The 21,939-nt window shown below is 55.6% G+C and carries 16 protein-coding genes; 7 read left to right on the forward strand and 9 right to left on the reverse strand.

The features are described 5' to 3' along the window. The first annotated feature begins 9 nt into the window (after window positions 1–9). Window positions 10–837 (forward strand): SDR family oxidoreductase, encoded by an 828-nt coding sequence (locus AB7E06_RS17095; RefSeq protein ID WP_042488955.1) that lies wholly within the window; start codon window positions 10–12, stop codon window positions 835–837. A gap of 104 nt (window positions 838–941) precedes the next feature. Continuing rightward, window positions 942–2,534, forward strand: coding sequence for a phytoene desaturase family protein (locus AB7E06_RS17100; protein ID WP_427957842.1), 1,593 nt, complete (start codon window positions 942–944; stop codon window positions 2,532–2,534). 156 nt (window positions 2,535–2,690) lie between these two features. Here the strand turns inward: AB7E06_RS17100 and AB7E06_RS17105 are convergent, their stop codons facing one another. The 5 genes from AB7E06_RS17105 to AB7E06_RS17125 are packed head-to-tail and all read right to left on the reverse strand — an operon-like array spanning window position 2,691 to window position 7,379. Beyond that, the gene (locus AB7E06_RS17105) at window positions 2,691–4,025 is read right to left on the reverse strand and encodes an aldehyde dehydrogenase family protein (RefSeq protein WP_094196235.1); all 1,335 of its coding nucleotides are present in this window, start codon (window positions 4,023–4,025) and stop codon (window positions 2,691–2,693) included. Between the two features lie 32 nt (window positions 4,026–4,057). Next, window positions 4,058–4,795, reverse strand: a complete 738-nt coding sequence (locus tag AB7E06_RS17110; RefSeq protein WP_094196236.1) for an SDR family oxidoreductase — start codon at window positions 4,793–4,795, stop codon at window positions 4,058–4,060. Window positions 4,796–4,807: 12 nt separating this feature from the next. Continuing rightward, window positions 4,808–6,382, reverse strand: a complete 1,575-nt coding sequence (locus AB7E06_RS17115; protein ID WP_395029300.1) for a class I adenylate-forming enzyme family protein — start codon at window positions 6,380–6,382, stop codon at window positions 4,808–4,810. A 34-nt stretch (window positions 6,383–6,416) separates the two neighbouring features. Then, window positions 6,417–6,863, reverse strand: a complete 447-nt coding sequence (locus AB7E06_RS17120; RefSeq protein WP_108727249.1) for a carboxymuconolactone decarboxylase family protein — start codon at window positions 6,861–6,863, stop codon at window positions 6,417–6,419. Between the two features lie 54 nt (window positions 6,864–6,917). Beyond that, window positions 6,918–7,379 (reverse strand): DoxX family protein, encoded by a 462-nt coding sequence (locus AB7E06_RS17125; RefSeq protein WP_395029301.1) that lies wholly within the window; start codon window positions 7,377–7,379, stop codon window positions 6,918–6,920. A 535-nt stretch (window positions 7,380–7,914) separates the two neighbouring features. On the opposite strand from AB7E06_RS17125, the gene AB7E06_RS17130 reads away from it, so the two are divergent. From AB7E06_RS17130 to AB7E06_RS17150, 5 genes are all read left to right on the forward strand, one after another. Then, window positions 7,915–10,356, forward strand: coding sequence for a DUF3772 domain-containing protein (locus AB7E06_RS17130; protein WP_395029302.1), 2,442 nt, complete (start codon window positions 7,915–7,917; stop codon window positions 10,354–10,356). Window positions 10,357–10,399: 43 nt separating this feature from the next. Next, window positions 10,400–12,799, forward strand: coding sequence for a mechanosensitive ion channel family protein (locus AB7E06_RS17135; protein ID WP_427957845.1), 2,400 nt, complete (start codon window positions 10,400–10,402; stop codon window positions 12,797–12,799). 98 nt (window positions 12,800–12,897) lie between these two features. Then, complete coding sequence (locus AB7E06_RS17140) at window positions 12,898–14,196, forward strand: MFS transporter (protein ID WP_094196242.1); 1,299 nt, start codon at window positions 12,898–12,900, stop codon at window positions 14,194–14,196. 15 nt (window positions 14,197–14,211) lie between these two features. Next, complete coding sequence (locus AB7E06_RS17145; RefSeq protein ID WP_234354396.1) at window positions 14,212–15,327, forward strand: aminotransferase class V-fold PLP-dependent enzyme; 1,116 nt, start codon at window positions 14,212–14,214, stop codon at window positions 15,325–15,327. 12 nt (window positions 15,328–15,339) lie between these two features. Then, window positions 15,340–15,756: a hypothetical protein gene (locus AB7E06_RS17150; protein WP_094196244.1), complete on the forward strand. Its 417-nt coding sequence runs from the start codon at window positions 15,340–15,342 to the stop codon at window positions 15,754–15,756. 9 nt (window positions 15,757–15,765) lie between these two features. On the opposite strand, the gene AB7E06_RS17155 is transcribed toward AB7E06_RS17150, so the two are convergent. The 4 genes from AB7E06_RS17155 to mgtE form a co-directional block, all read right to left on the reverse strand. Next, window positions 15,766–16,296, reverse strand: a complete 531-nt coding sequence (locus AB7E06_RS17155) for a helix-turn-helix domain-containing protein (protein WP_094196245.1) — start codon at window positions 16,294–16,296, stop codon at window positions 15,766–15,768. Window positions 16,297–16,414: 118 nt separating this feature from the next. Further along, complete coding sequence (locus AB7E06_RS17160; RefSeq protein ID WP_121738662.1) at window positions 16,415–17,431, reverse strand: HD-GYP domain-containing protein; 1,017 nt, start codon at window positions 17,429–17,431, stop codon at window positions 16,415–16,417. After that, on the reverse strand, window positions 17,424–20,399 hold the full coding sequence (locus AB7E06_RS17165; protein WP_427957848.1) for an MHYT domain-containing protein: 2,976 nt from the start codon (window positions 20,397–20,399) through the stop codon (window positions 17,424–17,426). The genes AB7E06_RS17160 and AB7E06_RS17165 overlap by 8 nt, the downstream gene beginning before the upstream one ends. 160 nt (window positions 20,400–20,559) lie before the next feature. Next, on the reverse strand, window positions 20,560–21,900 hold the full coding sequence (gene mgtE / locus AB7E06_RS17170; RefSeq protein ID WP_121738664.1) for a magnesium transporter: 1,341 nt from the start codon (window positions 21,898–21,900) through the stop codon (window positions 20,560–20,562). Between the last annotated feature and the right edge of the window lie 39 nt (window positions 21,901–21,939).

Consider the following 21,939-nt stretch of genomic DNA (forward strand, 5'->3'; position numbering starts at 1 on the left):
GAGAAGCACATGCAGCAGGACATGAAGGTGAATTTACAGGGTAAGGTCGCCATCGTGACCGGGTCCACGCAAGGGCTGGGGGCGGATATCGCCCTGGCCTTGTGCGCCGCCGGTGCGTGGGTGCTGATTGTGGGGCGCAGTCAGGAGGAGGGTCAGCGTACCGAAGCGCGCTTGCAGGCCGTGGGCAAGGCCCAGTTCATGGCTGCCAATATTTGTGATGATGCGCAGCTGGATGCCTGCGTGCAGGCCGCATTGGCACAAACTGGACGCATCGACATTGTGGTGAACAATGCCTGTTCCTATGGGGACGAGGGACTGGCTTCCAGCCGGGAGCTGTGGCATCAGACGCTGGATGTGAATCTGATCTCCAGCGCGATTCTGGCCCAGAAAGCCACGCCACATATGGGGCAGGGTGGTGTCATCATCAATATGGGTAGTACGGGTGGCAAATTCGGCGTGGCCGGACGTGCGCTGTATCCGGCTTCCAAAGCGGCCATCCTGCAGTTCACCAAAAGCTTGGCCGTGGAATTGGCTCCATCGGGGATTCGTGTGCTGACGGTATCGCCCGCCTGGACCTGGTCGCCGTCGGTCGAACGCATGAGTGGTGGTTCGCGTGAACTGGCCAATCAGGTGGGGGCGCAGGTGCATCCTCTGGGCCGAGTCGGTTCCGGCGAAGAAGTGGCCCAAGTGGTCTTGTTTGCCGTGTCGGGCGCCGCCTCCTGGATGACAGGGATTGATCTGCCCGTTGATGGTGGCTTTTCCGTGCTCGGGCCCGAGCAGGGCAAGTCGCCCCGTCACTGGTTTGAACGCTGGCAGGCGCAGTCGTCTGGCTCATAAATAGAAAAGTGCGGTAAAAGAGGTCCAGGGCTTGTTGACACCTGTTTCTTGCTGCGTGTTCACAAGCCCTGACCCCGTTCAGGGCAATTTAAAAAAGGTGTGGGATGACAGACTCAACAAATAAAAAATCGTATTCCGTCATTGTGGTGGGCAGTGGCATCAATTCCCTGGTATGCGCGGCGTTGCTGGCGCAAAAGGGCAAGCAAGTCCTGGTACTGGAACGTAACGACCGTGCGGGTGGGTGTATCCGTACCGAGGAGTTGTTTCCCGGTTTTACTCATGAACTGCTGTCGTCGTGGTACCCCTTGTTCACCTCCGGTGCTGCCTATGCCCGCCTAAAGGATGATCTGGCCGCCCAGGGCGTGGAGTTTCTGGAAAACGGCTATACCACTGGCGTGGTGGGTAGCGATGGCAAGGGGATGGCCTTGCGCCATGATGTGGGCGATTCGATTCAGCGTATCAATGCTTTGCAAGCAGGCGATGGCGATGCCTTCGGCGCCATGTGCAGTCAGTTGTTCGAGCGCGATGCCGGCCTGACCTTTGGCTTGCTGGGTACCGAGCCTTACAGCCGTGGTTTGTTGGGTCTGCTGTTCTCGCAATGGCGCAAGCGCCGCATGGACGGCATGGTTCAGTACGGACGTGAGTCCTTGGAGTCCTTCCGCCGCTGGGCTGACCGTGAACTGAAAGATGACCGTGTGCGTGGCATGATGGCTCCCTGGGTCTTGCACTCGGGCCTGGGCCCTGACGATGCCTGCTCGGCCCTGATCGGCAAGCTGACCTTTGCCGCCGTGGTGGCCGGTGGTATGCCGGTGGTGAAAGGCGGTGGTCAGAATCTGGTGCGTGCGCTATGCGCCATTATTGAAAAGGCCGGTGGCCGTATTCAATTGAATACCGAAGTGGAAGAAATTGTGCTGGAAGGACAAAAAGCCCGTGGCGTACGTGCCGGTGGCCAGGTCTACGAAGCCAGCCATGTGGTGTGCAACGTCACTCCGCCACAGCTTTATGGTCGCCTGTTACCGGGCGCACCCACTCAAGTACGCGAGCAAGCCAATGCCTACCGTTTTGGCCGTGGCGACATGCAAATTCATCTGGCGCTGGACAGCATGCCGAACTGGAGCGATCCAGAGCTGCTGAAAGTGCCTTTGCTGCACCTGTCCGACAGCCTGGAGGACGTCAGCATGAGCGTGGCCCAGGCCAATAATGGCTTGATCCCCGCCAAGTTCACCGTGGCGATTGGCCAACCATGCTCTTTGGACCCCAGCCGTGCGCCGGAAGGCAAATGGATACTGTGGATGCAGATGCAGGATATGCCGTCCAAGCTGCGTGGCGATGCGGCTGGCAAAATCGATGTGCCTGCCGACGGCAAATGGACTGAAGACGTCAGCAAGGCCGTGGCCGAGCGCATCATCGACCAATTGGAAGGCGTCATGCCCGGTTTGCGTCAACAAATCGTGGGCCAGAAAGTGCTCTCGCCGGCTGATCTGGAATCCATCAACTGCAACCTGGTGGGCGGCGACCCGTATTCGGGCATCTGCTCGCCCGACCAGTTCTTCTGGATGCGCCCCTTTGCCGCCAGTAACGGTGCACGCTCCCACGCAACCCCGTACAAAAACGTCTACCAGATCGGTGCGTCCACCCACCCAGGTCCAGGCTTGGCAGGGGCGTCCGGATTCATGGTGGCGGAGCAGATTCGTTAGGGAAGCGCGTTTCGGGAAACGTGACAGGCCAGATAGACCGCGTGAGGTCTGTCTGGCCTGTTTTCATGGGGCGGGCATGGCTGTCCAGGCCTCGTATCCTTCCCGAAAGGCTATCGCCGGATCAGCAAGGAAGCGGGCCTGCTGCAGCCCTGGGGCTTATTTTTTGAACGTCAGGCGCTTGATGTTGACCAGATGCCGCCAATGCACGGGCTCGGTAGAAATATTGCCTCCCCAGGAACCCGACCCTTGCATGAATGAGAGCGGGATATCCGAACTGATGCCCAACATGCCTTGGGTAGCGGGCATATTGACCAGAATGCGTCCGGCGGGCAGGGTGCTGGCAAACTGATGAATCTCGTCCTGATCTTTGCTGTGGATGACGGCCGAGTGTCCGGCTCCTTCCTGCCACAGCAATTGTGCCGCCAGACTGATTCCCTGGCCGGCCTCAGATTTGTACAGCGTCACAATCGGAGCCATTTTTTCCCGGCTCAAGAAGGCGTGCTGCTCGGGATCGGCGGCAATCAGAATCAGCTTGATCGGTGTGGGGCTGTCTACATCCATTTGCTTGGCTAAGGTCATGGCGTCAACACCAATCAGTGTGCGGTGCAGTCGACCTGTGCTGTCGTCAAAAAGGGCATCAATATGCTGTTTTTCCGATATCAACAGCGCCCCTTTCTGTTTCAAAATCTCGACAAATTCCTCGTACACGCGCTCATCAATAATGATGTTGCTTTCAGAGCCGCACACAATGCCGTTGTCATAGGTTTTGCCTTGCAAAATATCGTCGGCTGCCTGTGACAGGTCTGCGCTGGCACTGACATAGACCGGGACATTGCCTGGACCGACTCCGATGGCTGGAGTGCCGGAGCTATAGGCCGTTTTCACCAGGTCTCCGCCACCGGTTGCCAGAATCAAGGAGACCTGGTCCGACTGCATGATGAGCTGGGTCGTCTCACGCGAAGGCGTCTGCACGGCTTGAATCAGCGTTTCAGGCAGGTGGTGCTTTTTTAGAATCGCTTGAACCGTGGCCACCACCTGCGCTCCCAGTTGATCCGATTTGCGGGGATAGCTCAGAATCAGAGCGTTCCGGGTCTTGAGGCTGAGCAGGGTTTTGAACAGCGAATTTGGTACCGGATTGGTCAGCGGAACAATGGCGAAAATGACGCCTACCGGACTGGCGTATTCAATAAAGGTTTTGCTGCCATGCAGGCGGCCATAGGTTTTTTCACCGTAGAGTTCCCGGTAAACCCGGTCGGTGACCAAGCCAAGTTTGTGTATCTTGTCAGGCAGGTTACCGATGCGCGTGGCGTCCAGTTCGGTTTGGGCCCAGTACTCCAGTTTTTGTTCAAATGCCTGGGCAATGTCGGTAATCAACGCATCAATTTGCTCGTCGCTGGCTTGTTCGAGTGCGGGTTGCGCCTGAACGGCGTTCTGGACGGTGACCAGGGCGCTGTCTGCAAGGCTGTGTTCTGGTGAGGCTAGGGTGTCCATAGGGCTCTCCTTCGGTATCGTAATGAAAAACGCTACCAGTTGATGGTGGATTTTTTATAGAAAAACTGACCGTTGATGTCCGCTTTGTTGGCCTCTGAGGCAAGCCAGATCGGTGTTTGGGCACCATCGACGGCCGTGTTGGGCGCCTTGGAGGAGTCAATGTGGGGATCCAGACTGGTCTGGCACCAGCCAGGGCTGCAGGAGCAGATGCTGATGTCAGTGTCCCGAAAGTGTTTGGCATAAATCAGCGTGACCATATTCAATGCCGCTTTGGAAATACGGTAGCCAGGGGCTAGTACAGCGTCGAATCGGGATTGTGGGTCCGAGGCCTGGGTCATGGCTCCCAGGTCACTGGACATATTGATAACGCGTGCATCGGCCGATTTGGCCAGCAGCGGCATGAATTCCTGGATAAGAAAGTAGGGGCCGGTGGTATTGGTCGACAAGGTAGAGGAAAAGTCTTCAAACGAAACCTTGTCAGGGGTGAAAATGGAGTCGATCATAATGCCGGCGTTATTGATCAGCACGTCCAGCTTTTCCTCGTGTTGGGCCAATTGCGTACGTGCACGGACAATGGACTGCGGATCTGTAATGTCCAGTTCAATGAAGCGGGCCTGTATGCCTTCCTGACTCAGTTTCTGGGCCGCTTCCTGGCCCTTTTGACTATTGCGGGCCGTGATGTACACCTTATGGCCTTGATGGCCCAGGCCCTTGGCGGTTTCATAGCCAATCCCTCTGCTGGCTCCGGTTATCAGGCATGTTTTTTGCATGGTGTTTCCTTATTAGTGTGCCAATTCACGTAGCTGTCTTTTCAGTTTCTTGCCCGTTACGCCGATGAACTCGTTAGCAGACTGCAGTTCAATCGTGGACAGGGCCGGCCAGTTTTTTTGACGCATGAGTTGATTGACTCGTTCGGTGATTTCATCCTTTGACGCTGCGCAGGAATCAAGCAGTTCGATATAGGCGACCAACTCATTGTTATCGGTCATGATGACCGTGGCCTCGAAGACTTCATTGATTTCCGCCATAATCGCTTCTTCGATTTGGCAACTATAAATTTCCACGTTATTAAACGAGAGTGAATCGTTGGTTCTATCTACGTGATAGAAATTCCGCTTTTCATCGAAATAGACCAGATCGCCCGTCAGCCAATAGCCGTCAATCTTGTTCATTTCAGTCAGGGAGTGATTGTTCCAATATCCCTGCGTGACCGATTTGGATTTCACCGCCAGTCGGCCTACGCTGTTTTCCTGCAGGTACTGTCCTTGCTCATTGAAAACAGCCACGTCAACCCAGGGAAATGGTTTTCCAATGCAACGCTTGTAATTGTCGGACTGGGGAGAGTGGACGTTTCTGAAAATGGCAAAGGCAAATTCCGACGAACCCAGATTGTCGACAAAAAACGAGCCTGGAACCGTTTGCCCGTCCCGCTCGTGATGGCCCAGGGAGATCAGTTTCCTGATGTGTTTTTCATGGCTGGCATCGCCGGTTGCAATCCAGTAGCTGACGGATTGGAAGTCGGATTTGTCCAGTGTGTGGCGGCACAGGTCCACATAGACTTTCGGAAAAGCAATCACGACATTGGGACGGGTTTCCCGCACTGCCCGGATAATGGTTGCGGGATCTTTCTTGCTGAGGATAGTGACGTGTGCTCCACGGGTGAAAGAGAGCATCAGCAGTGAAATCGAGGCCCCGTGAGAGTGGGGCAAGATGGACAGGATATGGTCCCCTTTCTGTTTCTTGACCTGCGACCTGACGCCATGAAACATGGACTCATGCGTGAAAATGACTGCCTTGGGAATGCCGGTGGTCCCCGATGTGTGTCCAATCATGATCACGTCTTGTGGTTCATGCGAATAGAAAGGTCGTGATGGGGCTTGTTGTCGTGTTTTTAGCGCGTCAATCGTGTGTACGGGCAAGCTGTAGTTCGCTTGTGCGAACACCTTTGTGATCTCCGCTTCTTTTTCGGGTGTGATGACAAGGTGGTTGGGGCGCACGCTGTGCAGGAACTTGAGCAAAATATCAGTGTTCAGCTCGCCATTGATCAGTGCCGGAATGGCCCCAATGCTGTTCAAGGCCAAGAAATGCAAGAAGTAGTCGATGCTGTCCTGAAAATACAGGCTGACCACTTCCTTGGGTTTGACACCTGTTTGTTCGTAGGATGAAGCAATCCGTCTGGCCGTTTCAATGATTTCCTGAATAGAGAAATCCTGCTTTCTGCACGCTTCATTGTCGATCAGGGACAGAATCTTTTTATCACTACCCTGATAGAACTTCTCATGGATTTTGTGGATGAAATTGCCTGCTCCAAGATGCTCGTCATTGAGCAGTTCATCCAGATGCAGCTCGTCGATCATACGTCACCCTCTTGTATGGAAAATGGTCTGTTTGTTAGCGGCTGATTTCGTAGTTCATGCTGATGGCCAACCGGTTCCAGACGTTGACCAAACCGATCAGATACGTCAGATCAACGATTTCCTTGTCATTGAAGTGAGCCTTGAGTTCATGCAGTTGCGTCTGCTTGTCTTCCAGATTCTGGATAAAGGTCACTTGCTCAGCCCAGCGCAGCGCGGCCTGCTCTTGCTCGGTGAACAGGGGGGCTTCTTTCCACGCATTTAAAAGCAGCAGTTTTCGTTCGGAAATGCCCAGGCTCAGCGCATGTTTGCTATGGACATCAATGCAAAATGCGCAGCCGTTCAGTTGCGAGATCCTGACCTTGACCAGCTCAATCAGTTCTTTGTTCAGTGTGGTCTCGCTGTAGATCTGGGCGTCGTACTTGACGATGGTCTTGTAGATGTTGGGGGACAAATTAGATGGGTTAAGTCGAGTCTCAGACACGGGATCTCCTGTCAGTGGGAAAAGGGGTGGGGCGTTCTTGTGAGTACGCCGGTTTTAGCCTTGGGTTTTGCTATCGTTTTGGCCGGTTCGGCATTTTTCGAGTTGCCATAACAGAAAGGCGCTGGCCGAGCAGACCAGGACGTTGAAATTGATCATGAGCTTTGTGCTTAGAAAAAAACTCATGCTCAGAGCAAAAATCAAAAACAGCACACCGCTGATCAGAGCGGCCAGTGCGCTTTTGTAGTTAAGCAGTAAGGCAATGCCTAGCAGTAATTCCAAAAGAGTGACGAACCAGCTCAGTGCGGGAATGGCGCTTGAAAAAAGCCACGGCGTCAGCACCGCTACATCTTGATGGAATCGGTTCATTCCACCCCATGTGATATCGAAATTATTCAGTGCCCCCCAAAGCCCAAAGCGGTCTGCCACCGCAGATAAAAGTGTGAGGGCAAGTGACAGCCTGAGAAAAATCATGATGAATGTCATGTTGGTTTCTTTGCTGTGTTCGGTAGAGGGCACAATTATTCCTTTCTTTGTGTTTCAAAAAAACGATTTCAAGTCACCTGATTATTTATCGGCTAATTATTTTCATTGTTATTTTTTTGTTAATTATTCGTCACCTGATTGTTTGTTTTATTTGCTTTTTTGTTTTTTATAGCCGTCTTATAGTTAAAGCATGCTGCAAGAATAACTTAATTTTTAATCAAAAAAATGATTATGAATAATGCTTTTTGTTTTATGGGGTTTTTATTGTTTTTTAATTTCCTTTGATTATTCTTTTAGATTTTTCTCTTTTTTGTGCCTGCTTGTAAGGGTTTTTTTTAAGCCTGGGTTCGTGTGTTGATTGGCTTGCTGCCTGGGCGACCCGAAATTGACCGTGGCTGACTGGGTAGGGCATGCAGCGCAAGGCGCTCTGAGCCGGTTGGGGTAGGGGGATTTTTCGCCTGTCCCTTTTGTTTTGTGCCAAGAGAGTGATTCTTTCGGTATTCTGTGCATGTTTCTGCTGCCCTGACATTGTCATGAGGGGCCTGATTGTTTAGCCGGAGTTTTCTTGATGCACGCCTTTCGCCGTTCGCGCCTGTGTGCTTTTTTGTCCTTGTGGCTGCTGGTGCTTGCGCTGAGCATCGTGACGGTTTCCACTGCGGCTGAGACGGTGGCCTGGACGCCTGCCCAAGCCAGTGAATCTTTGAATGAATTGCGGGACACGCTGCAAACGGTGCAGGAGCGTTTGCAGAAAAATGACGGTTTAGGTGATTCGGATCTGGTGGCCCTGCGCAATCAGTTGTTGCTGGCGCAAGAGCAGGCGCAGGATATGAGCATGCGCCTGGAACCCGAGTTAGTGAGTGTCACGGCGCGTTTGAGTCAGTTGGGGCCGGTAGATGATCCGGCCGGTGAGTCCGAGGACATTGCTCGTCAGCGTGCACAGTTGCAGCAAGCGGTGACCGAGCTGGACGGCATGATCAAGCTGGCCCGTTTGATTGGAGTGGAAACCACGCAAGGTCTGGATCAGGTGTCCAAGCAGCGCCGGGTGATTTTTCAGGCGGAGCTGGGGCGACAGTCGCAATCGGTTTTGACGCCGCGCTTCTGGCGCAATGTCTCGCGTGATTTGCCCGGTGACCTGGCTCGGGTAGAGCGCATGCGCAAAGATCTGGCCCAACGGGTGACGGACTTGCCTGTTTATGTGCCGTGGTTGGCGGCAGCATTAGCCGTCGTACTGCTGGGCCTGTCGGTCTGGGCGGTGCGGGGATTAGAGCGCTTTACCATCAGCCACACCAAGCCTTCGCGTTTACGACGCTCTTTTTATGCCACCGCGTTGATCGTGCTCTATAGCCTGACCCCCGGTTTGCTGGCTTCGGTGGCGGCAGGGCTGTTTTATTGGAACGGTAATCTGACTGCGAATCTGGCCAGCTTTGTGTCCAAATCCGTGTTTGCCTTGTACCTGGGTGGTTTTGTGACGGGAATGGGGCGTGTGCTCTTGTCAGCACAACGTCCTAGTTGGCGTTTGCCTCCTATTCCCAGCAAGGTCGCCTTGAAGTTGGCCTGGCTGCCGCTGGCGCTGGGCATCATGGTGGCCTTGACCTGGATGTCGCAGCAATTGCTGGGACTGATCAACGCCACGCTAAGCACGACGTTATTGGTCAACAGCTTTAACACGTTGACCCTGAGCATTTTTATCGCCATCGCCGCCTGGAATTTAAGTCAGGGGCGGGACAAGACGCCGGCGCCTGACGCGGGTGACGACCCGCAAAAAACGGCCCCCGTACAGCACGGGACGACCTGGTTGCGGGCTATTCCCATCACCCTGGGGGTGGTGATTGTGCTGGGCATGATCGCCTTTTTGCTCGGTTATATCGCGCTGAGCAGCTTGATTGTGCAGGAGATGTTGTGGCTAAGTCTGGTGATTTGCACCTGTTATGTGCTGGTCGCGCTGATTGCCGATATCGGCCAAAGCCTGTTGCTGCAGTTCAAGGAAAAGCGGGCTGCTAATGAATGGACCAGTTCACAATTGCGCGGCAGCAGCCAGATTGTGATTGTATTGTCCGGGGCGCTGCGTCTGTGCTTGATTATCACGGCCATTACGCTGGTCTTGCTGCCCTTTGGGGAAGATCCCACGCAGTGGTTGCAGCGTCGTCTTGGTTTTTTGGTCACGGGTTTTTCTCTAGGACAGGTGCAGCTCAAACCTAGCTCTGTGTTGCTGGCGGTGCTGATTCTGGTGCTGGGTATTGTGTTCGTGAAAACCTTGCAACGCTGGGTTGCCAACCAGCTTTTGCCCGCAACGCGTATTGATCCCGGTATGCGCGTGTCTACCGCCAATCTGTTTAGCTACGTGGGCTATTTCATTGTGGTGGCCACGGCAATTTCGTCTTTGGGAGTTGGCCTGGAGCGCATGGCCTGGGTGATTTCCGCCTTGTCCGTGGGTATCGGTTTTGGTTTGCAGGCGGTGGTGCAGAACTTCGTGTCGGGTTTGATCCTGCTGGCCGAGCGTCCCATCAAAATCGGCGATTGGGTCAGCCTGAACGGGGTGGAGGGCAATGTTCGCAAGATCAATGCTCGTGCCACAGAAATCGAGATGTTTGATCGCTCCACCCTGATTGTGCCGAACTCCGAATTCATCACCAAAACCGTGCGCAATGTGACCTTGAGCAATCCTTTGGGGGTGGTGAAAGTCAAGATCAATATGCCTATCGACACGGACGCTAAACGGGTGCGTTCTATCATGCTGGATGTGATGCAGAACTATAGCGATGTATTGGCCGACCCCGCTCCGGATGTGACACTCGATGGCTTTGATGCCAATGGTTTGCAGTTCACCGCCACCTGCTATGTCTCGTCACCTCGTATTGGCAGCCGGGTACGTAGCGTCTTGATGTTCGATATTCTGGATGAGTTGCGAAAAGAAGGGCTGGCGCTGCACCATACGCAAACCATGACGGTCTTGCCAACGACGCCGGCGGCCAGCCAGACAGAAAACAATAATCCCTTGTTGAATGATTAAATCCAGATAACAACAACAGGCAGGGTCCAGGGAGACGGAAACCATGAAGCTGCTACGACTAGGTGTACAGGTCTTGCTCTTGTGCCTGAGCCTGATGGGGGCCTGGGCAAGCGCACAGGCACAAGCCTTGTCCGAGGTCGAGCAAGAGCGTCAAATGATGCGCGATCTGCAGCGGACTCAGGACGAAATCCGCCTGATGCAGTACCGTCTGGACGACAACAAGATCTCGATACAACCGGAGCGTGCTTACGAGCAAGATCAGAAACTGTTGCAGGCGCTGGAGCTGTCTGGCCGGACGGTGCAGTCCTTGGAGCGCCGCAGCCGCCTGTTGCGAGCCCGTTTGCAAGAGTTGGGCGAGGACGCGGGGGATGAGGCGGATCAAGTTACGCTTCATAACGAGCGAATGCAGTTACGACGGGCTGATGCGGCCTTGCGCGCTGATTTGCGCGTAGCGCGCCTGGTACAGCTGGAAGCGCAGCAGACCCGCCAACTATTGCGAGAGGCGACCGAGCGTTACGAGCACGCCAAGCGCTGGCAACGCGATTCCTCCCTGATGTTGCTGGAAAGCCTGCCCGAGTTGGGCCAGGCCTGGCCTGCAGACCGCCAGAAACTGTCCGACTTTGCTCAGCAATGGCGTGAAACGTGGAGCAACAGCAGTTGGCGGCAAAGCAGTGCTTCATTGTGGATGGCGGCCGCTGTTGTGTTGTTGATGCTGGTATTGTTTCGCGGCATGCCAGTTTGGGTAAGCCGTTATCTGCCAACTGGGCGTTTGCGTCGCTCCAGCCTGACCATCGCCAATTTTTTCTTATGGTTTATCGCCATCTGGGTGGTGGCGGATCAGTTGATTGAACGGGTGTTTCAGCGGCCAGATCTTGTTCAAACCCAGTTGGAACTCCTGGCTTACTTGAAAGTGGGTGCATGGGTGGCGGCCGTGGCGCTAGCCTGTATCAAGGGTATAGTGCTGCAGCCTCGGGCTTCCTGGCGTTTGATCCCTGTGTCCACGCAGACTCAACGTCGACTGCGTTACTTTGCGCCCGCTTTCTTTCTGGTCGTCTACGCGGACGTCATAAGTGGTTTTTTCCGAGGATCGATAGGTGTCTCGGATGCATTTCAGTCGCTGGCTGACGGTGTGAGCAGCCTGCTGTATCTGATCCTGTACGGCTATGGTTTGTGGGTTTTGCGTGACGAGCTGTTCAACCGTACGGACGCTTCGGGGCAGGGGGCAGGCAGAACAGGTCGCAGTTGGGCGCGTTTGGCCTTTAAAGGCGGTGTCCTTGTGTACACCCTGGTGTTGGGCTTGTTCATCGCAGGCTGGCAAGGCCTGTCGGATGACTTGATGTCGCATTTCATGACCATGCCCTTGCTCCTGGGCTTGCTGGCCTACGTGGGGATGGTGTGGTTGCAGGACATGGCGGACTCTTTGCTGGCGTATTTGCGTCATCGCAGCCACGATCCGGATGCAGCGCCGATTCGCATGCAAAGTCAGTTCATTATTGTGTTTTTTGCTATCGCCCGTATGACTGTTTTGGGTCTGGCCATCTGGATGGTCAGCGGGGATTGGCTGACTGAACCCAAACAGATGCTGGAGTCGGGCCTGGATGTCTCGCGTGAGGCCTTGCGCTTGGGGGCCGTGCAGTGGCGTTTGGACTTGTGGCTGATTGCCTTGGGCGTGATGCTGGTGGGGGCGGTACTGATCCACTTTCTGCGTACCTGGTTACGTCAGAGTTACATGCCCAACACCACTCTGGAACCCGGCCTGCAAAATGCCATCGTCGGCATGGTGGGCTATGTCGCTTACTTCGTTTTGTTGGTGATCTGCTTATCCATGCTGGGTGTGCCGATTGAGTCCGTTACCTGGATTTTTACGGCTTTGACGGTGGGGGTGGGTTTTGGCTTGCGGGGTATTGTGCAGAACATTGCTTCCGGTTTGATGCTGATGGTGGAGCGCCCCGTCAAAGTGGGAGATTGGGTGGAGGTAGAGGGCAGTGAAGGCAATGTGCGCCAGATCCGTTTGCGAGCGACTTATGTGGAGCGGTTTGATCGCACCATGGTGATGGTCCCCAACGCCCAGATGATGGGCCGGCAGGTACGCAACCTGACTTACACGCCGACCTCTTTGGGGGCGATTGAGTCCCGCCTGTTATTCCCGCTGGATGTAGATGCCGATCTGGTCATGCAGATTTTGCGCGACGCGGTGCTGGCCGAGCCGGAAATTCTGGATGAGCCTGCCCCTATCTTGACGTGTGACGGGATTTTTGGTGATGGGGTCGCGTTCAGTACGCGTTGTTTCATCAATAGCATGCGGGTGCATCGCCGGGTGCGCAGCAACCTGATGCTGGATATCTTGCGCCGTCTGCGGCAGCAGGGTATCAGCTTGCATCCGGCGCAACGCTGGGTGCAGGAAGCCATGGACAAGGACAAAGCCGAGGACGAAGACCTTTAGGGTTTTCCCAGTGATTGAAAGCTGAAATATTCATCCGTATAATTTGTTTAGCCACACTAAACAGAAAAGCGCGTGATGCGCAACAGGATGGATGAGACATGAGCAAGAAACAGTCCTCTCAGGGCGAGGCAGCCGTATCGCCCTGGCGTGCTGCCAGTGCTGCTGGTTTGGGCACAATGATCGAATACTACGATTTCCAGCTGTATGGCGTCTTGGCGGTAACGTTAAGCGTCCTGTTTTTCCACACTGGTAATGACAGCGCGGCCTTGCTGTCCACACTGGCCGTATTTGGCGGCGCCTTTCTAGCCCGCCCTTTGGGCGGGATTTTCTTTGGCTGGTTCGGTGACAAGCATGGCCGCACCGCTGCCTTGATGTTCACCATTGTGGGGATCGGGGTGGCCAGTGCCTTAATGGGCATGTTGCCGACCTACGCGACCTTGGGGCTGGCTGCACCGGCCTTGTTGCTGCTGTGCCGTTTGTTGCAGGGTTTTTTTGCAGGTGGCGAAATTACCGGCGCGGCCACCTATGTGGCGGAATGCTCGCCCCCCGGCAAGCGCGGTTTTTTTGGGGCATTCAACCCGGCAGCGGCCACCTTGGGCTTGTCATTGGCAACGGGCGTTGCCGGTTTGGTGACGGCGCTGGTCGGCAAGCAGGCCATGTTGGATTGGGGCTGGCGCATTCCTTTTCTGCTGTCCATCCCCTTGATCATTCTGTGCGTCTGGGCTCGTTCGCGTATTGAGGATTCGCCACGCTTTAAGGAAATGCTCAAGAGCCATCATCCCGAGCACTCGCCTTTGTCCTTGATTGTGCGTGATTACCGTCGTCCTCTGTTGCAGGTTATTGCGATTGGTTTTGCCCAGAATGCGGCAGGCTATGTGGGCGTGGTCTATTTAAGCACTCACTTGATTCACACTCTGAAGTACGACGGCACGGCGGTGTTCTGGCTGATTTCGCTGGTCACCTTGTGCTCGGCCTTCATCATGCCTTTTGCTGGCGGCCTGTCTGACCGTTTCGGCCGCAAGCCCTTGCTGACGATTGGTTTGCTGGGCTATCTGATACTGGTGCCGCTGACCATGTGGGTTGCTTCCTGGGGCAGCTTCCCGCTGGCCGTCATTGCGGTGGCCGTGTCCATTCTTCCGTTCATTGTGGTCCAGGCCGTGGGTTACCCCCTGTATGCCGAATTGTTTCCTACTCGAGTGCGCTACAGCGGCGTGTCCTTGGGCTTTAACATCGCCACTATTCTGGGCGGGGCGACGGCACCTTTTGTCGCATCCTGGTTGACGGGTCTGACCGGTTCCAGCATGGCACCTGCCTTTTACGTGATGGTGGTGGCGCTGATCGGCATTGTGGCCTTGAGCACGGTGCAGGAAACCTCTGGCCGTCAGTTGGCCGATTGATTTTCAAGGAAGTGAATGATGTCCGGATATTTTCTTTATCACTCCATAGGCATGTTCGAGGGCAAGGAAGCCGCCATGCGTGCCGAGCTGGATCAGTTCAGTCAGGTCTGGTCGGCACCGGATGATGCGCAGTGGGGCTACGCCTTGGGCCAAAAACAGGCTTTCATGGATGTCTGGGCCACGTTGATTGGCGCTGACTCCAAGGATGTTGCGCTTAGTGAAAACGTCACTGGTGGCCTGTACAGCATTCTGGGCTCCTTGCCCGCGCACGTGCTGAAAGGACGTACTGTGCTGGTGGCGGCCGATTGCTTTCCCAGCCTGCATTTCCTGCTGCAAAAGCTGGCTCTGCGTTTGGGGTTTACCTTGCGTACCGTGCCTTTGAGCGCCGGTCTGTCCTATGTGACGGACGATGATTTCATCAAGGCCTGGGACGACAGTGTGGGGGTGGCCTTGGTGACGTGGGTCAGCTCAACCTCCTCGCATCGGGTGGATGTGGATCGTATGGCGCAGTGTGCTACGGAACATGGCAGCCTGATGGCGCTGGACTTGACGCAAGCGGCCGGTCTGGTGCCGTTTACCGTGCATGAAGGTGTGGCTTTTACCTTGTCTGCTTCCTTGAAGTGGGCCTGCGGTGTGTCGGGGGCCAGTCTGTTGCATGTGCGTGCGGATTTGATCGAGCAGTGCGAGCCTGAGTTTCGCGGCTGGTTCAGTCAGGAAAATCCCTTTAACTGGAATCTGGACCAATTCAGTTATGCCCAGGGCGCGCGTCGTTTTGACCATGGCACCCCGGCTGTTTTGGGCAGCATTGCATCCTTGCCCGGTATGCGCTTTGTGCTGGCAAGCGGCGTGGAAAACCTGCTGGAGCAAAACCGGGCATTGACGGCTGTCTTGCTGGATCGTGCTGCCAAGGCTAATTGGCCGGTGCTGACGCCATTAGCTGAGAATGAGCGCGGCGGCAGCATTATGTTGCGTGCCAGTAGTGCCCAGCGTGCCCAGGCCCTGGTTGATCTGTTGCGCGAGCAGGAGCTGTATTGTGACCAGCGCGACGGTGTCTTGCGTCTGTCGCCTGGCAATGTCTGTACCGAGCAGGATGTGCTGCGCTTGTGCGACACCTTGCAGACGGCTTGGTAAGGGGGAAGGGAAATGGATAGTTTAAGGTGGGCTCATCAGGCCAGTCGCCGCATTGAACGTCCGGCTTCGCAGGTCATGGACTTTATGGCAGATCTGAATGCCTTGGGGCGTTGGTCCCTGGGCTGCTTTGACACACGAACCGTGGAGCCGGGGCTGGTCGTGGGGACGTCCCTGTTTGACGGTGGCCAAACCCACGTCAGCGTCGAGATTCTGATCGAACAAGGGCTGATTCGCTATTGGGTAGGCAGCGCCACGCAACGTATGCCGCGTATCAGTGCCATGGTGCAACCGCTGGATCAGGATTCTTGCATTTTGATCATGCTGGCCACGCGTAGTGCAGATATGGATGAAAACCGTTGGCTACGCTTGCAGCGCTGTCATGAGACGGAGCTGGATCTGATTCAGGCCCAGTTGCACAGCGCCGTCTAATTCTGGCACTTAGTAGCTGGGTGGGGTGATCGCCACAATAAAACGCACATCCTTGTCGTAAGGGTTGCGGTAGGCATGAGGCAGGCTGGAGTTGAAATAACAGCTATCGCCCGTTTGCAAACAGTGTTGATCATCCCCGACATCGACCAGTAGCTGGCCTTCGGTGACCAGCACACACTCTTCGGCAGGGTGGCTCCAGCGCTGCCCGACTGAGCTTCCTCCCGGCGGCAGAAAGCCCGCCAGCATTTCGATGCTGCCAAAGCCTGGCGACACCCGTTGGTACTGCACGCCCGAGGCCGATTGAATGCTCATGCGCTGATTCTGGCGCACCACCGCCACTTGCTCCACATTGTCATCCAGCAAGGAAAACAAGGGGGTATCCAGTGCTCGCGCGATTTGGCGCAAGGTGTCCAGGCTGGGTTGAGTCAGCCCGCGTTCCACCTGGCTGATCAGGCCGGGGGAGACTTGGGCAAGCTCGGCCAGCTTGCGCAGAGACAGCTTTTTATGAAGTCGGACTTGGCGAATACGCAAAGCGGCCATGTAGGATCGGGCAGTAGGTGGGAAAGCCCTTATTGTAAGACAAGGCTGCCGGGATGCGGGGGGCGGGCCAGTCTGACAGTCGGGTTGCAGAAGATGGGGGCGGGACTGTTTGGTGGGGCTAGGTCTTTGTCAGCGGGTGTGCGTCATCCGCCCATTTTTCTTTGATATGCAGCATTTCGGGCAAGCATTTGTCCAGCAGGGCAACCAGTTGCGGATCAAAGTGCAGGCCTGCTTGCTCGCGTAAATAGTTAATGCAGCTCTCCACACTCCAGGCCTTTTTATAAGGCCGCTCACTGGCGAGCGCATCAAATACATCGGCCACCGCCACAATGCGGGCAGGCAGAGGGATGTCTTCACCCTTTAAGCCGTAGGGGTAGCCGCTGCCATCCCATTTCTCGTGGTGATACAGCGCGATGGTGCGTGCCAGTTTCAACAGGCCGTGGGAGTGTTGGCCAATAATGCGTGCACCAATCAAGGTGTGCGTACGCATGATTTCCCATTCTTCAGCGGACAGCTTGCCTGGCTTTTGCAAGATGTAGTCCGGGATACCGATTTTGCCAATATCGTGCATGGGGGCTGCATGCAGCAACTCGTCGGCCGCTTCGCTGGAGTAGCCCAGCCAGTGAGCCAGAATGCGAGTGTAGTGGCTCATGCGGATAACGTGACGGCCAACCTCGTTGTCTTTGTATTCGGCAGCGGTGCCCAGGCATCGGATAATCTGCAGGCGACTGTCGCGCAGTTCTTGTATTTGCACCAAAGACAGGTGGTTGCGTATGCGCGCTTGCAGGATCGCCGGATTAAAGGGTTTGGAGATGTAGTCTACCGCCCCCATGCCCAGACCCATTTGCTCGTCGTTCGGTTGCGAGAGTGCTGTTACAAAAATGATAGGGATGTGGCGGGTGTTAAGGTCCGCTTTTAAGGCTCGACAGACTTCATAGCCCGAGAGCTGCGGCATCATGATGTCCAGCAGGATCAGGTCGGGCAGGTCCCGCTGGGCCAGCTCCAGCGCCTTGAAGCCATCTTTGGCAAAGAGCAGACGGAAATCCTGTTGTAGGGTATGGCGCAGAATCTGAAGGTTGGCCGGTTCGTCATCGACCAGCAAAAGGGTAGGGCGTGGCGCGGTGAATTCATTCATGGCGTGGCGTATCTTCAGCCAAGCTGGCATCCAGGTCTTTGATTAACGCAGACAAGATGATGCTGGCCTGAACGAAGTCGAATACGTCGATAGTTTTATTGAGATTATTCAGGGTATCGGTTTGCCCTGTGCTTTCCAGATACTGGCAAATCACTTGTAAAGAAGGCTCATCAAGCTCATTGAGCAAGACGCTGTTATGCAGGGCATGAAGATGGTTCAAGACGAGATCGGTGGGGGGAACCACGACGTGCTGTGGCTCAGAAGAGGACACTGGGGCGCCATCCTGGCTTAATTCGTGGGCGATGCGACTGAACATTTCCTGCAGTTGCGCAATGCGGCCACGCATCTGGCGCGTCTGGCCATGACGAACTTTTTCTTCCAGTTCGGCGCTAAGTGCACAAACCTGTGGCAGGCCCAGATTGCCCGAGGTGCCGCGAATGCCGTGCAAGCTGCTCAGCACCACTTCCCAGTTCGGTGAGGCTTGCTTGATTTCATCAAGCGGGTAACGGGTCTGCAGGTCTGATAGGAAACTGAGCAGGGCGCGGCGCAGACGTACGGGCGAGCCCCACAGGCTCACGCCCGTTTCCCAATCGATCAGGCTGCTGTGTTGTGGTTCGGCGTGATGCTCTTTGGGGACGGCGGGGGTTAAACCCATGACCCGTGCAATTTCCTGCAACAAAGCGGGCAGGTTCAGCGGTTTGGTGGCAAAACCGTTCATCCCGGCTTCTTCGGTGGCGCGGCGATCGCACTCCATGACGCTGGCGGTCAGCGCAATCAACGGTAAGGGCAGGCGTGCTTCGCGGCGTTCCTGTTCGCGCCAGCGGCGGGCGGTTTCCAGGCCGTCCAGCTCGGGCATATGCACATCGAGCAAAGCCACATCAAAGTCTTCCTTGGAGAGCAGCTCCAACACCTTGTGGCCATTATCGGCTGCCACAACAGAATGTCCGTGCTGCTCCAGGGCCAGAGTCAACAGTTCCTGATTCAGGCTGACGTCATCGGCCACGAGGATGCGCAGCGCAGGCAGTTTGGGCAGGTGATCATCCTCCGGGCTCATGCTGGGCTCTTGACCGGGCTCCAGTGGAATGCGGACCTCGAATACACTGCCCACGCCCAAGGTACTTTGGACTTCCAGCGTGCCGCCCATCAGGTCGACCAACTGGCGGGCAATGGACACACCCAGGCCCGTACCACCAAAGCGGCGGCTGATGGACACATCGGCCTGCGTAAAGGGGGTAAAGACATCACGCAACTGATCGGGGGTCATGCCGATACCCGTATCGGTGACGCGGATGCAGACGGCATTGCGCCCGGGTTCAGGGGTCACATCGACGTGTACTGCGCCGCTTTGCGTGAACTTGATGGCATTGCCGATCAGGTTGTTCAGCACCTGCTGAATACGCAAGGGGTCTCCTTTATAAAAGAGACGCAGCTCGGGCGCATAATTCAGACGGAATTCCAGGTTCTTGGCATCCGCAGCCAAACGCAGCGAGGCCTCAATCTGCTTGCACAAGTCAAGCAGGGAAAAGTCGACCTGCTCCAGCTCTACCGAGCCACGCTCCAGCTTGGTCGTGTCCAGAATATCGTTGAGCAAGGCCAGCAAAGAGCGGGCGGACTGATTGATGATGTTCAGGTGCTTGTTCTGTTGTGCATTGAGCTGACCGTTCAGCATCAAGTCACTAAAACCAATAATCGCGTTCAATGGGGTGCGGATTTCATGGCTCATATTGGCCAGAAAGGCACTCTTGGCCTGAGCGGCCTGAGCGGCCTGCTCGGCTTTTTCGGCGCTTTGACGCAAGGATTCGGTCAGCGCGTTATAGCGGCTCATATCCGTGACAAAGCCGACAAACAGCGGCTCACCGGGCTGGCGAACCTTGCCGACGGCCAAGCGCATCGGCATCAAGCTGCCATCTTTACGCAGTCCGGTCACATCCCGACCGACGCCAATGATTTTGGGGTCATTACTGCGCAAGTAATTGGACAGATAGCTGTCATGGCGCGAGCGGTCTGGCTCGGGCATCAGCATATTCACATTGCGACCGAGCACCTCCCCGGCTTTCCATCCAAACAGGCGCTCTGCCGAATGGTTGAAATCCAGAATGGTTCCGTTGCTGTTGATGGTAATAATGCCGTCAATCGCCGTATCCACAATGGCCCGGTTGTGCGATTCACTTTCCTCCATCTTCAAAAACAGTTGGCGATAGCGCAGCAGACCATTGGCCGCGGTTACCAGCACGGTCACGGTAATAGTGAACGTGGAGAGCACCATGGACGCAAAGGTGCTGTTGAAGATGATCATGTCATCGGGGGGCGTGGTCTGGCCAATGAAACGGGCAGCGGCCATGCCGGTGTAGTGCATGCCGGAGATGGCCAAGCCCAGCACAATGCCGCTGATCACCACACGCTGCAGCAAGGTCAGACGGGTGCGATGCAGGCGAAAGCGTATCCACAAGGCCACGGTGGCCAGTACTACCGCCAGCACAATCGACAAGAAGAAGGTAACAGGTTCATAGCGCAACGCCGGCGCCATACGCATGGCAGCCATGCCGCTGTAGTGCATGGTGCCAATGCCCAGACCCACCAAGATGCCGCCCATGATCAGATGCGAACGCTGGACTCGGGCTTGCGAGAGGATTTGCAGCGCTACCCAGGATGCCCCTACGCTGGGCAAAACCGACAGCATGGTGATGGCCGGGTCGTAATGCACGCTGGTACAGAGTTCAAAGGCCAGCATGCCAATAAAGTGCATGGTCCAGATGCTGCCGCCCAAGGCAATGGCACCCGTGCAAATGGCGATCTGACGATGCAGCCTTAAATCTGCCATGCGGGCAATATGGGCCGTTTGCAAGGCCATGCCCGAAGAGAAGATGGCAACCAGCAGGGACAGGATGACCAGTCCACTGTTATAGCTGCCAACTAAAAAGGGAGCCATTTGGTCTGCACTGATGAAGAACTGGTCGAGTATCCGCATAGGTGCTCATGTTCGAAGTGGCCCACGGGGCCAAATTACGCAAAATAAGTTTGGCTCCCTCTGCAATTGAGAGGGAATGTAACGCTGAAACTCGGATAGGTTACCGAGTTTGTCTCTCACTGTGCAATTTTTTGTATGGATTGAACAAAAACATTCATAACTAGAGCAATGTTCCGGTCAATAGCAGTGCAGCGACGGAGAAATAAATGACCAAACCGAGCACGTCCACCAACGTGGCCACCAACGGTGCCGAGGCACTGGCCGGGTCAAAACCGACGCGTTGCAAAATGAAGGGCAGCATAGAGCCGATGCAGGACCCGAAGGTGACAATCCCGACCAAGGCCATCCAGATCGTCAAACCGATCAGTAAGGAATGTTCGCCGTAGTCGTATAGACCCAGGTGCTGCCAGACTTCAATACGAACAAAGCCAATCGCCCCCAGCATAGTGCCCAGTACCAGGCCCACCGGCAGTTCGCGTAGTAGCACACGCCACCAGTCCTGTACCCGGACTTCGCCCAGGGCCAGACCGCGAATCAGCAGGGACGTGGCCTGCGAGCCAGAGTTACCGCCCGAGCTCATGATCAAGGGAATGAACATGGCCAGGACCACGGCTTTTTCCAGCTGTATCTCGTAATACTGCATGGCACTGGCAGTCAGCATTTCACCCAAAAACAGAATGGCCAGCCATCCTCCACGCTTGCGGATCATGGTGCTAAAGCCGGCCTGCAAATAAGGTTTGCCAATATGTTCGGCCCCCCCGAAGCGGTTCATGTCCTCCGCGGCCTCGTCCATGAGGGCGTCAATGACGTCGTCCACCGTCACAATGCCGATGATGGCCTGGGTCTCGTCCACCACCGGGATGGCCAGAAAGTCGTGACGGCGTATCAGTTGGGCAACGGCTTCTTTATCGGTCAGCGCCTGCACGGCGATAGGGCTGTCGCCACTCCACAGTTCAGTCAAGGCGGCTTGCGGGTCGGCGCACACCAGTTTGCGCAAGGGCACGACAAATTGCAGTTGCTGTTTGTCGTTAACGACATAGATGGCGTAGACCGTCTCGCGAGTGCTTTCTACCTCGCGGATATGCTGCAAGGTCTGGGCGACGTTCCAGCTCATGGGCACTTGTAGAAACTCGGTGGTCATGATGCCGCCGGCGGTATCGGCCGGATAGTGCATCAGCCGCATGATGGAGGTGCGGGTAGGCTGGGTTAAGCGACCCAGAATCTGCTCTTGGTCCTCGTGGTCCAGATCCTGCAGCAAGTCAGCCATACGGTCTTCGGCCAGTGTTTCCAGCACCGGCAGGCGCTCGGGGCTGCTTAGCTCCAACACAATGGCACTGGCCCAACGCAGCTCCGGTATCTCCAACAAGGCTTGTAAGCGCTGGTTATCCAGCTCTTGGGCTGCTTGCAGGGCCGGGCGCCGTTCCAGCTCGTTCAGGGCCAGAGCAATGTCGGCAACAGGGGTCTGAGGGCCTAGTAAATCAGTTGGGGGGGGCAGGGACATGCAGTACTCCAGTGGACGCGCAAGTACAGAAAATGGTCT

It is taken from the genome of Alcaligenes sp. (genome assembly GCF_050255915.1).
Lineage (GTDB): Bacteria > Pseudomonadota > Gammaproteobacteria > Burkholderiales > Burkholderiaceae_B > Alcaligenes > Alcaligenes aquatilis.

Coding starts and splice junctions, on each gene's coding strand:
- AB7E06_RS17095 (WP_042488955.1), top strand. CDS start 10: ATGCAGCAGGACATGAAGGTGAATTTACAGGGTAAGGTCGCCATCGTG.
- AB7E06_RS17100 (WP_427957842.1), top strand. CDS start 942: ATGACAGACTCAACAAATAAAAAATCGTATTCCGTCATTGTGGTGGGC.
- AB7E06_RS17105 (WP_094196235.1), bottom strand. CDS start 4,025: ATGGACACCCTAGCCTCACCAGAACACAGCCTTGCAGACAGCGCCCTG.
- AB7E06_RS17110 (WP_094196236.1), bottom strand. CDS start 4,795: ATGCAAAAAACATGCCTGATAACCGGAGCCAGCAGAGGGATTGGCTAT.
- AB7E06_RS17115 (WP_395029300.1), bottom strand. CDS start 6,382: ATGATCGACGAGCTGCATCTGGATGAACTGCTCAATGACGAGCATCTT.
- AB7E06_RS17130 (WP_395029302.1), top strand. CDS start 7,915: ATGCACGCCTTTCGCCGTTCGCGCCTGTGTGCTTTTTTGTCCTTGTGG.
- AB7E06_RS17135 (WP_427957845.1), top strand. CDS start 10,400: ATGAAGCTGCTACGACTAGGTGTACAGGTCTTGCTCTTGTGCCTGAGC.
- AB7E06_RS17140 (WP_094196242.1), top strand. CDS start 12,898: ATGAGCAAGAAACAGTCCTCTCAGGGCGAGGCAGCCGTATCGCCCTGG.
- AB7E06_RS17145 (WP_234354396.1), top strand. CDS start 14,212: ATGATGTCCGGATATTTTCTTTATCACTCCATAGGCATGTTCGAGGGC.
- AB7E06_RS17150 (WP_094196244.1), top strand. CDS start 15,340: ATGGATAGTTTAAGGTGGGCTCATCAGGCCAGTCGCCGCATTGAACGT.
- AB7E06_RS17155 (WP_094196245.1), bottom strand. CDS start 16,296: ATGGCCGCTTTGCGTATTCGCCAAGTCCGACTTCATAAAAAGCTGTCT.
- AB7E06_RS17160 (WP_121738662.1), bottom strand. CDS start 17,431: ATGAATGAATTCACCGCGCCACGCCCTACCCTTTTGCTGGTCGATGAC.
- AB7E06_RS17165 (WP_427957848.1), bottom strand. CDS start 20,399: ATGCGGATACTCGACCAGTTCTTCATCAGTGCAGACCAAATGGCTCCC.
- mgtE (WP_121738664.1), bottom strand. CDS start 21,900: ATGTCCCTGCCCCCCCCAACTGATTTACTAGGCCCTCAGACCCCTGTT.